Below are 16,880 nucleotides of genomic sequence, written 5' to 3'. Positions count from 1 at the left end.
TCGTACGATCCGCCATCGGCGAACGAGCGAATGTGCAAGTCGGCTCGGCGGAACAGCGCCGTTCCTGTGTTTTAGGATTTTTGCCCGGACCATAATTCCCTTAGAGCCAATCGGCAGTCATAGCTAGTTTTCCTTCGCAGTCGTCACAAGGCTGTAGAGAACTCGTCACCTAAGTCGCTCAATCGGAGATCCAGAAAGTTGGTGCGAAGCCCGTGGCAGCGAGCACGTAATCGTAAGCTGCGGCGAGCACTCGCGATACCGGATCTGACATCGTGCCCGCAGAAATGCCCGGTTGCACCAACAACACATGAAACTCAAAACGTCCATGTTCCGCATCATCGAGCAATCGCTCCAGGTCGCTTAGGCTCCCCTTTTTCAGCAACGAACCACTCGCTAAACGGCGAGTCAATTCTGTCTTGAGAGTCGCGGGTGACCTTGCGAGGACCACGCTTTTTACAACTTGTCCAGCGACTTCATAGGCGTCGCTGACGCGACTTCCCGGACGTTCGCCGTTTGATCCCTTGCAGTGAAACACATCGCATAAGATTGCTCCCCCCTCTTCACGGATCGAAACATAATCGGCGATCTCACCTGAGCGATGATCGTACACTACAACAGCGGCATTCGATGAGACAAGTACCGACTCGATTCCCGCGTGGATCGAGATACCATTTTCAGAAGTTCCGACCTCGCAACAAATATCCACATTCAGCGACGCCCAATCGCGCCGATGCAATGCGGAGGCGGGAAAATTCTCCAGCGTGAGGTTAGAGTGAAAGAGTTGGTTTTTATAGAGTCGGGCGAAGTCTGCAAGGTAAAGATGGAGCCCAAAGCTGTTGAGATAATCTGCGAAGGAACCCGTTTGAGTGCGAGTTTCAATCGCGATTTCCCTAGTGGTTTCGAGTGAAAAGTACGGACTTCCGGAAATGCGGAAGTTGATCGGGATCGGATCGCCGAGCCCGTGGAGAAGAATTCGTACTTCGGAATTTGAGAATCGCTCGATGCTCATTTCCAAGGATAGTAGATCGACTGTCATCGGGACTGGATCAGCGGCTGTGACCAAAGGTCGGAGCCGATACGCAGTCTCGTGCCATGTCGCACCGATCACGGCGGTCGGGATCGACGTGACTTCCTCCCCAGTTGCAAGCAGGTCAATTCGAGACCCAGTTACGACGGGTGCGGAGTTCGCAAGATGTTCCGCAACGGCGTGACACCACGCCACGTACTCCGGTACGAATCCGGCACGATTGCTCCAGATCTTGGAGAGCGTGCTGATGCCAAGTGTAACTTTACCCTCATCACTGTCGCCGCTTCCAAACAGATGCCCCCGGTCAAAGAGTTGAGCATCTGTGTTGCTGACGGCTCCATCTGCGCGCCCTCCAGAAATGATGCGGTAACTCTCGACTTGATTGCCGAAGAGGCGGTTCTTGAGCCCGACGCTGAAGAATGCTGGATTCTGAAGCGCCCGCAGCGCCCTGTTGATAGTGGCCGTCGAGACGCCAGTAAATGCTCCATTCACGACTTGTTCAGCGATCTGCGAATACATGTCTTCGGTCTTCACGGAGGAATTGATAAACAACAGGCCGTGCGTCTGATCGTGATAGATAATGAACAGGTGGAAGGTAACGTCTTGAAGCGATAACGCCTCCATCCATCGCGGTTTGTTGACACTCTGACAAACGAAAGCCGCACAATGGAGATCATCACTCACGAAACGCTGTACGATTTCGATTCCACTGCCGAAATCCACAAGTGCGTGCAGATCGACGCTGGGGGGTACGTGGAACACCTTACTGTGATACCAAGGTTTGATTACTGACAAAGTCAGTTCGTTTTCAGACGCAATGTCGTAGGTTGGGGAAAAGCTGCGAAGTTGTTGTCGTAGCTCCCGTTCTCCAACAACACGGGAATCAGCAAGATTCGTAACAAGCTGTTCCCAGATTGCGCCCTGCTGGTAAAGCGTCTTCGTCTCGGTCTCAATTTCCTCTGGGACGGCAATGAATTTCGCCACGCCAAGATTCGCGGCTCCTGTCCGTGCAAACCGCCCGATGAATTGCAATGTGACGGCCAGGGATCGGTGCGGAGAATGAATGGCGGCGATCTTGAGTTGAGGCATGTCGACGCCTTCACCAAACATGTCAACACAAATCACCCCGTCGAGTTCCGCGTCTCGGAGGCGCTTGACTGTGCGACGGACGTGCATGAGAGAATGTTGTCCGTGAATAGTTGCGAGTTGGAGCGTCGTTTCTCGTTGATACAGTTCGTGCAACTCGTGCGCCCTAGCACGACTGTCTGTTCGCACCATGACACGATGGTCAAGTCCCTGAGCACGATCATCGCGGTATATTTGCTCTGCCTTCTTGGCGATGATGATGTCATTGGAAACACCGGCTTCGGATTCGCATCCGACGAACGTAATCGAGCTGAACACCCCGTCGCGTAATGCCTCGCGCAGTGGGAACTCGTATACGAAGTCTCCTGGCAATTGTTGACGATCCCGGCGAAATGGGGTTGCCGTGAAGAGAATCTGACGCGCCGACGGGAACGCCTGCATCAGTGCACGCCACGTCTTGGCGGGACTGTGGTGTGCCTCATCGATCAAAAGCAGGTCGAATAGGTCATTTGGCGGATGGGGAATCTCGTCGAGGGCAGGACTGGAGCCCATTGGCGTCGTGACGACAACGTCTGCGGCGTTAAGCTGCCCCCATTGCTCGTCTCGAAGAATTTTTGATTCAATTGCCTGCACATTGGGGCTAGTGACATTCTCGGGGAGAACCGCCAGTCTTTTTAGCAGCGCCAATGACCCATATTCTTCGGCGATCTGGTCCCGAACCATTCGGCTCGGAGTGATGATTAGCGTCCGCGACGCCCGAAGCAAATAAGGAGCCATCATAAGGACGGCCGTCTTACCCGTACCAGTTGGCATCGAAACAAGTGCATTCGCGGTAGACAGACTAAAATGTGAGCCGATTGCAAAGACAGCACCTCGCTGCGCCCGACGCAGTCCTGATCCGCTTGCATCTCGTTCTACGAATCGGAGATCGCCTGCATAAGTGTCAAAGTACGATCGCATCGCTCAGTGATCCTTTCGCGCCGCCTAATCGGCAAGTTTTAGTTCACCTTCTTGATTACGCTGAGTCTCCTTCGGACGCTGTCATTCACGATTTGCCTCCTGGCGTCTGCTTTCTGCGTTTGGCAATCTTGAAGCCCTCAGGCGTCGGCTTGAATGCGGCATCATCACCAAGCGGAGGCTCCTGATAACTCTGGAAATTGCGGAGCGACATGATGTCCAGATCGGTGACCACAAAATAGTCGTCGAGGCCCCCCTTGATCCGAACCAGATCCCGCATCCAGTTCTTTTTGGACGGCGTACGGACGCGGCTGTCACCGAACTTCCGATTGTTTACGAGCACCATGTAGCAATGGACATCCAGGACGGCGGCCTCGACCAGCGCCCCGAACGATTCCAAATCTTGATTCCAACTGAGCACAAACAGGGTGTCAATTTTGCCACGCATCTCTTGTCGAAAGCGGATATCAGTGAGTTCGCTGCAAATCAGGACCCCGAAATCATGCCCGAAATGGCGGTAAATTGGCTTCGGGTCGTCTTTCGATGTAGGTGCAGCCAAGGTGAGTCCGAATTTGGCTCGCAGTTCGTCTCGCTCGTGATGTGCAGGAACACCCTTTTGCTGTCTCACGACACACCAGGACCGGTAACCAAGACGGTCGTCTGCTAGCACGAGGTAAGCCTCATTGACAACCTGTGTTGCAGGCTCTGGCTGGACACGCCGATATTCGACCCCTGCGATGAGCGACACACCCTCTTTCACGAAAAGTCCAACCAATCCTGGAAGCCATCGACGCGGAATCGATAGTTCTGGGAAAACAACGTACTCTGCCCGATCTCGGCGTGGCATTCCCACGATTGCATTTGCGAGTCGAACAAGGCGCTTATAGCGCTCCACAGAGAGATCGGGTGTTCCTTGAGCAGCGTTTATCCAACTGGCATCGTCTGTGAGAAAGCTGGTGATTCCGATACGAGGCAGAGAATATCGGGTCCCTTCACCTATCAAGCGAACCTCACTTGAAGCACTAGTTCCTGTAGACGTGTTACCTTCGCTTGGCGGTTTTACCCAAGTTCCTCTCAAGGCACTAACATATTTTCTAAGCCGTTCAAGATCCCATACACTTTTGTTGTCTTTGTCGAACTCAGTAACTTCACGCGGAGAAAACGGGCGAGTTGGAAACAGAAGTGCTCGCGCATCGATGCTTCCGTTGCCGGATTCACTGAGGAATTTCCGGATTTCGTTCAAACGCTTCGATTGACTGTCGGGAAGACCACCGAATTCGCCGTGTCCAGTGGAAGATGGAATCGGAATGTATCCAAGTAAGGCATGCTTGAATGGAATTCGTCCAAGATCGGTCCAGAAGAGATCCCGCGACAATTCGCTGATGTCACTGTCATCACTTACCGTCGAACGATCTAGCCTCGCGATCGCCGATAGAATCGCCTTGACGTTGGCACTCGATGTATGTCCGTCGAATTCGAATGGAACAGAACGGTAGACGGCCTCATTAAGTGCCCTTCGCATATGGCTTAGATATCCATGCCACTGATTTTTCGTGTTATTGGATGGTTCGACGGACACCCTGTCGCGGAGTTTTTTGATCGCGTTCTCAATCCTCTTGAGTAGTCGCTTTGCAATCCCCCAGTCCTCACACGACACAGCAATCCCAATTAGTCTCGGCAGATAGTCGTTAAGGTCTAAGAGTCTATCCGAAAAGTAGGTGTTTATGTAACATCTTGATTTGCTTGTAGTTGACGGTATTTAAATGGTGGTTGATGGTTCGATGGGGCCAGGCGTTTCAGCAGCAGGTGGATGCCACTCAGACGGATCTGGCATTCGCTGGAATCCGTCCGCTGCTCATAGTCCCGACTGTGACGACGCGAACGCCCCAGCCACGCGAAGCTCCGCTCGACCACCCAGCGCTGGGGAAGCAGTACGAAGCCCACTGCGTTTTTAGGACGTCTCACCACTTCCAGCCGCCACGGGAACTTCTTCCGACCCTGCTGAAGCCATGCTGTCAAACGATGGTTGTGATACTTACTGTCGGCCCAGACCACCTCCATTCGGGGAAACATTCGGTGATTGATCTGAGTCAAGACTGCAGGGGCGGCGACGGCATCATCCATCGCCGCACTGGTCACAGCGACGGCCAGCAGCAGGCCCATGGTATCGACCACAATATTGCGTTTTCTGCCTGTGATCTTCTTTCCTCCGTCGTAACCCCGCACGCCGCCTCTTTCGGTGGTTTTGACGGTCTGACTGTCGATACTGGCCGCACTGGGAGTAGGTTCCTCACTGGGAGCAGCCAACTGGCGATGGACGCCGCGAAGGTGGTCGAGCATCAGTTGCCAGCTGCCATCCTCACGCCAGGCGGCGAAGTATTCGTAGACGGTGCTTTTGGGCGGCAGGTCGTGGGGCAACATGTCCCACTGACAGCCCGAGCGGTTGAGATAGAGCATGGCGTTGACGATCTCCCGCATCGCCACCGCGCGGGGCCGCCCTCCTTCCAGGGCTGGCGGAATCAGGTGACAGATCAGTTCCCACTGTTCGTTGGTCAGGTCACTGGGATAGGGTTTACGGTGCGTCGCATCCATGCGTCAGGCCTTTCATACCAGAGGAAAACATAGACTCCTCAATAGAAAGCACTTACGTCAAGACTACTTTTCGGATAGTCTCTAAGATCCTCAAGGGTGTCAGTACATGCCGCTCCACAAAGCGGTAAAAGTTCTCGCGTTCTCGCTTCCATTCAGCTGCAGGAAGATCGTGCGCAAGAATGTCGTACTGCCTCAGCATGACCGAGAAGCTGAGCCGTTTCAGCGACAGTTGATCTGCCTTTCGAAGTGTGTCAGCACGTTCCGTAGAATTGCGAGCCGCTGTTAACACCTTTGCAGCGGGTGATTTCTCCAGCGCAGTCAGATCCGGAAGCAGTCGCCATTCGCTTGAAACCTCGTCAATCTGGTTCTGAATCGTGTCGAGCAGATCCGCGCCAATTTCTCCAGCCAAAAGAAAAATGCGTTGCTTCTTCTTCTGAAAGAGTAAGTTGCAGCCTTCCGAGTATGGAAAGTTGAGAACGAGCGAGGACTTATCTTCATTCCATTGCAGAATGTGCTTTAGCCGATCCTGAAGATGTTGAAGTACGCGTTCGGCTGTCCGCATTCTTCCGTTGTCACGCAAGACCAGAAAAATGTCATCGACGTATCTCGAATAGTAGACCGGGTCAAGCGAACTCTGCGCGCGTCGGTCGAACTCAGCTAGAAGTACGTTGGCGACAATGCGGGGTGCGGAGGCACCAACTGGTAATCCTGGGGGCCCCTGCGGATTGAGATGGGGCAATGAACGTCCCCAGACCACAAATGCTTCAACGATCTGCTTTGTGAATGCAAATTCCTCAAAAGTGAGGTCTCGTCCGTTTATGCGATTGAATCGAATTGCTTGCAGGAATTCTGGTCGCAAGATGAAGTGCGGATCAATGCTGTGATAAAATGCCTTGAGGTCCATCGTGATGGCTACGACTCTGCGATCCTCGGCGAGTTCGTTACGAATGGCTCGAAGTCCTTTACCACGCCATGCCTTGTAGCCATGAATGTATGGCTTGAACGAACCGGGCGCAGTGCGATGGTACTCACCGGCTCCTAGTTGTTCGGATGTTTTGCGAAGCCGCCGCAGTCGTGAACCCCTCGCCGAACGATCGAGGCAGGCGTCGAACATGTGGCCAACAAGATTCACCCACAGGGCACACACGACGTACATGTTGACGGTGAAGAGCGCGACGGGACGAAACTCGGCAGTCGGCAACTTGCCGTCGAGCGATTCCAGCATCACATCCCACGCATCATCGGGATTGGACACGCTGAAGTGCGCGGCGCTGTCCTGATCCCCATCAGGCTCAGGAATCTGCAATCCCTTGGGAATGAACCCGTACTCACCGATAAAATCGATGCTTTTGAACCAATCGGCACCAGGCTGAGTTAGAGTTGCCTGAAGTACGGTGAGATTGGCGTGCAGGTTTCGCTCATATTCACAAAACTCCTGCGACAGCGGCTGCGAGCGCTCGTAGAAGACGTCGACTTTGGCCTTTCGATATGCCTGGTACAGCGTGTCCAGGGAAACGAAGTCGCTCGATACCGAAGGTGGGGGTGGCGGTACCGGTCTTCGCGGCGGCGGCACCTTCTTCACAGATTTCTTCTTCGCCATTTGGCCCTCGCTTGCTGCTGCCGTATTGCACCCGCGTGTCTGTCGCGCCACGCATTCCCTTTGCGCCCTTCAGAATGTCTCGTTCAATAAGAGCCCGTCGGGCCTTCGCTTGTCGAGCGTCAAGCGAACAAACGGAGAGTCCGTTCCTGCAAGCTCGCTGGGTGGCGGGGTGGTGGTTGTGACGATGTATTGGAAGGACGGGAGCCGTTCACCGAAGAGACTTTCCAAACTGCGAACAAGTCGAAAGAGCCTGTGATACATAGGCTCTTCCATGTCAGCTTCCCGTGGGCTGTCATGAAGCAGAAAACGTGGATGGTGACCGACTCCACAGATGCTTGCTGCAAGACACGCAAGATCAAACCCGAGCACCGTTGTTGAGGTACCGATGGCGGCCCCACGAATTCCCTCCGTATTCGCAGGGCGCGGGAAGATTCCCTGAGCATTCAGTTCAATCCTGGCTTCGACTGAATGACCAAGCAAATCGCCGAGAACATTGCGAAAGCAATTCGTGATGGTATTGAGATGCAAACGGAAGCGTGCATCGGCATTTTTCCGATCTTGCAACGAGTTATCGACGTCGGCTTTCAACTCTCGGCCCGAATCGATCAGACGGTGCAACTCGGCACTCTGATTACCATAGGCTTTCGCTGCCTCTTCCAGTAACGCGTATCGCTCAATGCGTTGGCGAAGCGGACCTCGCAACTTCTCCACACGGGCCTGCTCCTTCTGGACTTCATTTCGTAATCGCTCGGACTCAATCTGCTTTAATGTCAGCCGCTCTGATTCTTCTCCAATCTGGGTTCGCACATTCGCCAAGTCCTGACGCAAGTCTCGCAGTTTTCTCTCTCTGTGAGGATCGTCAATTCCTTGGCGATCAGAATTGGTGCCTGGGCAACCGTGTGCGACTGCTTCTGTTTTCGTGTCGAATAGATGACACCACTCGCCCTGTTCGGCCAGTTGCAGCAATATGCTTTCCGTCGATGCTCGCTCAAGCTGAAGAATCTGATTCTCTGTCGCCCTTTCATTCTCACGCAGCGATTTGAGAACCTGGTCGAGAGCGCCAATTTCCTTGACAACATCTGAATACTGAGACTCAACCTCAGGCAGTGGGGACTTTTTGATTTCATCATCAAGAAAGCGTTCCAGAGAATCCTTCTTGTCACGAGCATTCGCTTCGGCAGCAGCGGCGAACAGTTCGTATTCGGAGCTTACGTCCTTTATCTCCAATGCGCCGACGAGTTCCGCTTGCCTGCGGGCGAGCACGCTCCGTTCGGTTTCAATCGTGTGAAGGAGTCGGCCACGACGTCTCAAGAGTTGCTTATGGTTTACGATGAGTCCAGTATCCTCGGGGGAGAGCAAGTCCATAAACGTGCGAATCACGACATGGCAGTCTTCTATCTTTAGTCCGTGGCTGTCCGGTCCGGGAGGACGCCACTCGGTGTGGGACCGGTGACGGCACGCTTGATCGCGAGACAGCCAAGGGAGGACATCAAGCCATTCAATGGTACGATCCGCGCGAGGCAGCTTGGCACTTCCGAGTGGCTGCACAATTTGTCGCCGAAGTTCCTCGGAAAAAGCTGAAAAACGCTCTCGACGAGTCGTGGTGTTCAAGAAGGAATCAATCGTGGCTTCCGGCATCGTGAATGAAGAGTGGGTTGCGGTATCGATTCCTATCGGGCGAGCAACAACCCACGGAACCCCGGCGACAGCGACATCAGCGAGCACGTATCCCTTGTGGAATCGCTCAGCAATGGCTTGCCGGACGGCGGGGCTACCGAAGTTGCGCTCGCCCAGACAATAACGAATCAATCGCAGCAAGAGGGTCTTTCCGACGCTATGACCGACTGTTGCCGTATCATCTCCGGGATGGATGGCGGTGTTGATGATGTTGAGTCCGCGCCGAAACTCAATGCGTCTGATGACGCGAGCATCAGACGCAAGCGATTCAAGAATGACCAGTTGTCGAACCCAAAGCACGGGGGCTGGGCGGCTGGGATCGACAATTAGTGGATCTGGTTCATTTGAGAATAGAGTCAAGTTCTTCACGCTCATTCTCCGTGAGAAATCGGTTCAAGTCACGCTGATCTTCAAGACGGCCAGACCAACGTAGAGCATCCACGACCAACGACCGGTAATGTGCCGCCAATGGAGAATCGAGGTGCGAGGAATCTTTAAGCGAGAACACGGTTCGCCCATCAGAAAGCCCCGTCTCGATCACACCGTTCTTGACCAGGGCTGATAGCTGACCATCGAGGCCGGGCCAGAAATGTCGGGTTGCAACCATCGACGCACTTCCACTGGTGACAGGCTGATTGTTCGCAATCCGTTCGTGAGCAGTCTTTGTCAGTGCCAGTACAATTCCCCTCTCTAACCTGTCACGATCAAGGGCGTTGGTTGATTGCTCAAGCAGCAATTTGAGCAGCAGAATTCGCTCGCCCTGCGCCAGGCGTTTGCGGCTTGGAGTCGATATCGCATTGCGTCTGTCTGGATGTGCGACACGTGGATCGGCGGGCGGTGGATCGAGTAGGGTCTGGTAGGGGATGCCGGTGCGGATGGCGGTCTGCATGGCGTCGTAGATTTTGAGAATCGTGTCCTTGGTGTGGTAACTGCCGTGTTTGGCGATGTCTTTGCGGCGGACGATGGGGAAGGTGTCCATGATGTAGGAAACGGCGTAGCGGGGCTGGAGGAAACTCTCCTTGAGCCGGGCGAGGTCGTCCGAAGACTCGTTGGCAGCGGGGAGCCAGTCGCCCTGGGGATCGCTGGGGAGGTAGAGGTGGAAGAACGCGGCATCGAGTTCCGCCCGGAGCTGGAAGCGACGCTCTTCGTCCCAGCGGAACGGCGGCCCGTCGTACCCGCAGTCCTGTGCGAACGGTTCCAGGTCCCAAGCGGTATAGGTCAGCTCAAGAACACGCTGTTTTGTCCATTCGCTAAGATTTGGAAAAAAAGTGGAATGTTGTTTCTCATAATCACCTGGATGGAGCACGGGAAACTGTTTGAGATAATGTACGGTCATGGCGGTGCCCGCCACTTTTTGACGCGCAACAAAGTCAAGTACAAAAGCTGACCAACAACCGATTAGACAATGCGCGAGATCCGGACGATCAAGCGTGGACATCGGCAGCTTATTGCTTAAAGCTACTCTCGGGAGAATTGCCCCAATCAGTGTTCGCTCATTTGTGCTGTTTGTGATGTCGCGCCAAGCGAGTCGCCAGTCATGAGTCCATCCACGTCCCAAGATCTTTTGAAGTGCCTTATTCTCTTGGACCATCCATCGAGTCCTGGCCAAGGCAGATGGATCATTGCGGTCTAGGACTGTAATCTCGGAGTCTGAATAGGTTGCCCATCGATGGTCATAGTGGTGAATGAGCTTTGCTTCGTAAAAACGCAGCAAGTCGGCATCTGCATTTCCGGACTCGATCAAGTGGGCGGAGTCGTGAGATGCGTGCATTGCTTCGAGAAACTGAAACCCCCAAGGATTCCTTTCAGCGTCTCCTTCCACGACCATGAGTGGAACTCGCCTGTGTATTGCCTTGGCAACTTCCGCATCGTGTCGGCTTCGGAAGATAGGGCATGTGCGTGTGTTTGGATTGATCTGTGCGAAGTCAGACTTGCTCAACGTAAAGCGTCGCTCTCCATCTGTGAGATCACTCGCTGAATACGCGTAGAATGCAAACTCGAACAGACTGCCTGCTGGTCGACTCGATCCCGCCATAGTGAGAAGACAAAACTTGAGACGGCTATCTACGGATGGGAACAGTTTCTGCCTGTTTTCGAAGTCGAATAGGCTCACTAGCAACCGAGAGTCAATTAGGTCGCGAATGAAGTATTGAGTCGTGCTGTCCGTAGCAATTCCCGATGGAACGATGCAGCCGACCCTCCCGTGAAGTCCCGTATTGCTCCGATTGAGTTCAGCGAAAATGCTGTATGTATTCACGTCGCCGCGACCGCATAGCGGAAATCGTCCGGTATTACGGGCCATATGACCCTCGCCTTCAGCGTGACGGCGTGCATCTTGATACTCTTGGAGCATCCGGACGTCTTTCTCCCGGAGCTCTCGGATCAGTTTTTCACGGATCGATGAATTGCGCGCGTTCGCCACGTCTGGAGCACGTTCTGCAAACCATTCCTTCTCCTGAATCTTCAGTCGCTCCCACGGTGGATTTCCGAGCGTTACGTCGAACCCACCGTCCCAGCCGGTTTGCTCGTTATCAGGTGTCTCACCCTTCCTCGGCATGCAGAAAACGTCCGGGTAAGCGAGGTGCCAATGAAAGAAATGGTATTCGTCCCGCAGGCGTTCGACTTCGTCGCGGACGTGCGGCAATAGGCCAGCGGCGGCGTGTGATTCGACCTTGCGGAAGTCTCGCTCGGTGGGGCAGAGCTTGCCGAGATCGGAGTCGTCCTTCTTCCAGACGAATGCCGCGCACCACGTATCGGCCAGCAGTCGAGCGTTTTGGTAGTCGGCTCCGCGTACGAGAGCGGTATACCGTTCTTGCATTGAGCGGATGTCGCTAATCGAATCGTCATTCAGGATATTCAATCTCACGAATTCGGACGAGAGATTGCCGAGCTTTAGTGGCGGCTCCAGCAGCTCGCGGCCTCCCTGTTCGCGGAATGTTCGCTCTTTCTTGTTCTGCTTCTTCAGTTCGCTGACACGGGACTTCACATCCCCTTCAATCGCAGTGTAGGCATCATCGGGGATGCCCTTGGCGAGCAGCGCGGGTGTGGTGCCGAGCAGGCTGTTGCCGCACTGGATGTGATGGTCGAGGTATGAGAACGGCTTCCCCGGCTCCATCGCTTCCATCCAGAGGGCGACCTTGCACAGTTCGACGGCCATCGGGTTGATGTCGACGCCGTAAATGCAGCGGCCGATGATGTCGCGCTTGGCGTGCTGAACATCGAGCGTGTTCGGCTCGTCATCGCCGGTCCGCAGCCGGGCCAGGTGCATCGCCATCCGCTCGGCCGCCGCGATCAGGAAGTGTCCGCTGCCGCACGCCGGGTCGCAGACCTTTAGATTGAGCAGTTTGCGTTCGGCCTCGGCACGATCAGGAACATCAATGGCGGCGTGAACGACCGGATCGAGGGCCGAATCGAGCAGGCAGTTGATGAGCGAAGTCGGGGTGTAGTAGCTGCCGGTGGTTTTGCGTTCGTTGCCGGAGGCCGTGCCGAGGGTGAACGGCCCCTCGTCGGTGTCGATCTTGGGATGCAGTTCGAGCAGCGATTCGTACACGCTGCCGAGTTCATCGCTGCCGAGGCTGCCGAAGTCGACTGGACGGCGAATGCTGCCGCCGCGCCCGGAAGTGTCTTCCGTGTAACAAAGATGCCGGAAAGCATCGAGCAAGTCCTGATTGGTGAGGAAGGCATTGTCCAGATCGGGCGTGGAGTCGTCCGAGAAAAGGAACGAACCCATGCCGGGAATGCCCAGCGGGGCGTACCCCTCGCGCAGCTTGAGGAACATCACCTTGAGCGATTCGTATAGGTCGGTGTGGGCGGTGCCGCGCCGCTCATAGGCCAGCGTGCGAATGCGGCTGACGGAGTAGAAGCGGGCGTAACGGTCGCTGACTTCGGGCGGAGTGCCGGGCGGATGAAAGAGATTGGCCCCGTTCTCGGTCTTCTTCTCCTCGGCAACGAGCAGCATCAGCAGTCGATAGACGACGCGGAGCAGCTGGCGGTAATAGTCCTGGGTGGACAGTTCGCCGGTCCGCATCCGCTCACGAAGGTCCTGATTCCCCTTGGTGGTCAGAAACCCGGCCCCGAGGGACTTGATCGCCGCTTCGACGCCATCACGCAGTTTGTCGCGGGCACGGGTGCCTTGCTGATCGGCCTGATTGGCCCACCGCTCCAGCCAGCAGTTCTCCGGACCGAGCCGGGTCTTTTCTTCTTCTGCATCGACTGAGTCGTCGCCATCAGCGGTTTCGGCATCGTCGTCGGTGACCAGCTTCTTCTGACTGGTGGCCTTAGCCTTCTTGGCCTTGCCCGTCTTCCGATCCAGGGTGACTTTGGCAATCGGCGTGGGCTGAATCTCGACGCGGGACTGATGGCAAAGCAGGAACAGCAGCATGAAGTCGGCGTAGAGTTCGCCGTCCATCATCGCTTCGAGGTCAAATTCGACATTCGCGGCCCGTGCGAGGGCGGCGTTATCGTGCAGCAGGTAGAGCTTGAGACCGTTGGTGACAAATCCCCAGCGATGCTGGCCGCTGCGGTTGAGCAGCTCCTGAAGCAGGCTGTACGGGGCACGGGTGGCTGCACCGGCGGCTCCCGGCGTGCGGCGGTCGATGGAATAGCGAGCCGACAGCAGGTGGATCGGGACGTGATCTTCCCAGCCGTGGCTGATCGGGTATTCCTTGCCGTCGATGACGATGGCCCGTTTGGGTTGCAGACGCCCGTAGCCGAGTTCCTGAAAGAGCGGCAACAGCCATTCATCGCGCGTGAGCGTGGTGCCGGTATCCGAGGCCGGAAGCGCGGCGAACTTCTTGCGAAACGACTTCCAGGCTGCGAGGGATTCATTCCAGGCCCGGCTGGCCGCTTCATTGAGCCGTTCGCCCGAGCGCAGGTGGTAATCCTTGGGGGTGAGGCCCGGCAGATTGGGATCGCCGTCGACAATGCGCGCGAGCAGATCGACCGGGAGCAGCAGCCCAGCCGTGGAGACCGTCGTGAATGGATTGCGGGTACGAGTTCGCACGAGCGTCTTTCTGGTCGAACATCAACACGTCTCCGTACTTGTTTCCTCTGACCTCACCCTGTCTCCCTGACAGAGGGTGAGGCGAGCCGTTACATCACCGGCAGGTACACATACAGCCCCAGAACGTCCGGCGGCAGTTGCGGCTCGATGCTGTACTTCACGCCGACACGGCGGGAGGCGGTCCGCACACGCTGGTGAGCGTCGAGCAGTTCCTTCCCGTGCGCCTCGGCGACTTCATCGAGATGGGGCCTCAAGTGGCTGACTTCATCGATCACCTTCTGAACGAAGTTGCGAGCCACGTCATCGGTGACGTTGTCATCGGGAGTGGCCAGGAGCAGCGATTCCGCCTCAGCGGGCGACAACCATTCCGCAGCGGAGGGGGCACGGCGGAAGCCGACGATCAGTGTGTCTTCCGCGAGCAAGGGAGTCGACTCTTCACCGCGCGTAGTGATGATGTGATACCGCAGCCGAAGCAGCAGCAACGTCGTCCGGGTGCTGACTGCCTTGGTGCGAATGACACCGCATCGGGCCGCCGGGACCGGTCCGTCGGTGACCGAGGTGGCATCCAGCGCTGAATCCATCACGTAGGTTGCGAGGCCCTCGATCACAGGGTGCGTTCGCGAGAGATACAGCTCATCGTTGGAGACCGGAAGCTGGAAGCGGCCTGCGAACTTCGGTGTGGAGCGGATCGATTCCCGCACGGCGCGGGGGGCTTCCGTCAGGTCGATGTCGCATCGGCCCCCTTGGCGGGTGAGCACCCCTCGAAACGCCTTGACGCTCGATGTGACAAAGGCATCGACGTCCGCAGCCGAGCCAATCGCAGACTGAATCTGGGCCACTTCGTGGGCGACTTCGTCGGGCTTGATCGTGTGCTGGGCGAACAGTGAGCGGCTCTTCTTCTCGCGATCCGCCGCGTTCTGCCATTCGGCGTTGAACTCATTGGTCATCGGCTTCAGTTCGTCATCATCCGGGAACTGAAACATCTGCTGCTGAGTATCTTTGCGCCGCAGCAGCAACCCCTCATACAACGCTTCCAGCACAGCGTTGCTGGTTGTCGGCACGGGGACCGAAACGCCCAGGGCTTTGCGAATCGCCTTATGCTTGCGAATGAGGACTTCCAGGACGACTCCGTCAATCTGATTGTCGGTGCCGTAATAGGTCAGCACTTTGACTTCGGGCTTGGGCTGGCCGAAGCGATCGACACGTCCTTCTCGCTGTTCGTGTCGGGTGGGGTTCCAGCTCAAGTCGTAATGGATGACCGAGTCGAACAGATGCTGGAGGTTGATCCCTTCGGACAGGCAATCGGTGCAGACCAGGACGTACTGTTCGTGATTCCGCATCTCTTGAATGCGGGCCTCACGCTCTGAGGGTGGGATCTGTCCGGTGACGGCGATCACCGTGACCCCTTTCGGGAGCCGCTGGCGAAGCTGCTCGGCGAGGTACTCAGCTGTGGCGATGAAACGACAGAACAAAATCGGTCGGTGCCCCTCGGAGACGAGCTTTTTGACGATCGGCACCATCTGAACGAGTTTGGGGTCGCCGTCGCCTTCGAGCTTGTCGGCCGCACGCGCCATGTCGAGCAATCGCTTCCGCTCCTTGGCAGCGTCCGATTCATTCTCTTCGAGGTCAGCCAGGTCCGCACCCGCCGTGATGTCCGGGGCGTCGGCGGAGTCTTCGGCGTCATCATCGAAGACGAGCGGGCGACTGATGTCATCAACCTCATCCGGTGATTCCGCTGCAATAGACTGGAGCTTGCTCCGCAGGGTCGCAGCCGCAGCGGCCGGACTGCTGGCCAGTGCCCGTAACAATGCCAGCGCCGCCCACCAGCGAACACGTTGCCGCACTCGGGACATTCCCTCCGATTCCAGCACGACTTCGCGAGCATAGCTCAGCAGGCGGTCGAACAGCTTTCGGTACTCTGATGTGCCGAGCTTATAGGTCTGCTCCTGCTCCAGGCGATCAGGAAACGAAGTGTCCGATTCCAGGTAGTGCCTGATGTCACCGCGACGTCGCTGCACGAAATACTGGGCGAGACGTTCGCGTTGTCGGCGGTTCTCGTCACCGGAGAGGTCTGTGGGAAGTTCGGCAAACTCGGGATTAAGCAATGCCAAGAGTGAGCGGAAGCCCTCTTCATTGCCCGAGTGGGGTGTCGCCGTGACGAGGAGCATGTGCCGATTCGGACTCTTGGAAAGCTCCCTCACGACTTCGTGGCGCTGCTGCCGTGTGCCACCCCGCCCTGGTTGGGCGGATGACGTACAGATATGTGCCTCATCAACGATCACCAGTTCAGGACAGGCACGGATGAAATCGTTACGGCGCGATTCACTCTTGATGTAGTCGAGAGAAACAATCGTGTAGGGAAACACATCGAAGACGGATCGGTTGCCGCAGACCCGATCGAGGCGTTTCGCCGTGCTGGAGAGGACGAGTTCGGCCTCGATGTGAAACTTGTCGCGGAGTTCGTCCTGCCACTGTTCTGCAAGGTGTGGTGGACACAACACTGACATACGCTGGACCTCGGCCCGATCCAGGAGTTCCCGAGCAATCAACAATGCCTCCACGGTTTTCCCGATACCGACGTCGTCAGCGATCAGGAGCCGCACGGGATCGAGCTTCAGCGCCATCAAGAGTGGCACCAGTTGATAGGGTCTCGGCTCGACGGCAATCTTGCCGAATGATCGAAACGGCCCGGCACTGGAACGGAATCCGAAGCGGATCGCATTCCGCAGCATGCGACACGATTGAAAATCACCCAGCCGTGTCGGGTCGGGAAGGTCGAAGCTCGCCGGGTCGACCGACTCCAAATGAGTATCGATCCCGGCGACTTCCGCATCGGTTCCCCCGAGTGGGCGAACGACCAGAAAATCATCCTGTGACTCGGGCAGGACGACCCATTCGCGTCCGCGAGCCTTCACCAATGTTCCGACGGAAAAACTCAT

The 16,880-nt window shown here is 56.2% G+C and carries 7 protein-coding genes; all 7 read right to left on the bottom strand.

Annotated features, from left to right (window positions below; genetic code table 11):
• Positions 1 to 178: 178 nt before the first annotated feature.
• A complete protein-coding gene (locus tag A6X21_RS15080; RefSeq protein WP_068849280.1) occupies positions 179 to 3,073 on the bottom strand; it encodes a DEAD/DEAH box helicase in 2,895 nt (964 codons plus the stop codon).
• A gap of 85 nt (positions 3,074 to 3,158) precedes the next feature.
• Positions 3,159 to 4,649, bottom strand: a complete 1,491-nt coding sequence (locus A6X21_RS15075; protein WP_131818358.1) for a hypothetical protein — start codon at positions 4,647 to 4,649, stop codon at positions 3,159 to 3,161.
• 143 nt (positions 4,650 to 4,792) lie between these two features.
• The gene (locus tag A6X21_RS15070; protein WP_068849277.1) at positions 4,793 to 5,662 is read right to left on the bottom strand and encodes an IS5 family transposase; all 870 of its coding nucleotides are present in this window, start codon (positions 5,660 to 5,662) and stop codon (positions 4,793 to 4,795) included.
• A 52-nt stretch (positions 5,663 to 5,714) separates the two neighbouring features.
• Entirely contained in the window at positions 5,715 to 7,262 is a 1,548-nt protein-coding gene (locus A6X21_RS15065; protein WP_068849276.1) for an RNA-directed DNA polymerase, read from the bottom strand.
• Positions 7,263 to 7,331: 69 nt separating this feature from the next.
• Positions 7,332 to 9,308: a hypothetical protein gene (locus A6X21_RS15060; protein WP_131818357.1), complete on the bottom strand. Its 1,977-nt coding sequence runs from the start codon at positions 9,306 to 9,308 to the stop codon at positions 7,332 to 7,334.
• Entirely contained in the window at positions 9,280 to 13,941 is a 4,662-nt protein-coding gene (locus A6X21_RS25785) for an Eco57I restriction-modification methylase domain-containing protein (protein WP_068849274.1), read from the bottom strand. Before A6X21_RS25785 ends, A6X21_RS15060 begins: the two co-directional genes overlap by 29 nt.
• Before the next feature lie 89 nt (positions 13,942 to 14,030).
• Positions 14,031 to 16,880, bottom strand: coding sequence for a DUF8741 domain-containing protein (locus A6X21_RS15050; protein ID WP_068849272.1), 2,850 nt, complete (start codon positions 16,878 to 16,880; stop codon positions 14,031 to 14,033).

It is taken from the genome of Planctopirus hydrillae, assembly GCF_001707835.1.
In the GTDB taxonomy this organism is placed as follows: Bacteria; Planctomycetota; Planctomycetia; order Planctomycetales; family Planctomycetaceae; genus Planctopirus; species Planctopirus hydrillae.
Note: the sequence above shows the minus strand (reverse complement) of the source record. Positions and strands in the feature narration are given on the sequence as shown.

Coding starts and splice junctions, on each gene's coding strand:
- A6X21_RS15065 (WP_068849276.1), bottom strand. CDS start 7,262: ATGGCGAAGAAGAAATCTGTGAAGAAGGTGCCGCCGCCGCGAAGACCG.
- A6X21_RS15050 (WP_068849272.1), bottom strand. CDS start 16,880: ATGAGTTTTTCCGTCGGAACATTGGTGAAGGCTCGCGGACGCGAATGG.
- A6X21_RS15070 (WP_068849277.1), bottom strand. CDS start 5,662: ATGGATGCGACGCACCGTAAACCCTATCCCAGTGACCTGACCAACGAA.
- A6X21_RS15080 (WP_068849280.1), bottom strand. CDS start 3,073: ATGCGATCGTACTTTGACACTTATGCAGGCGATCTCCGATTCGTAGAA.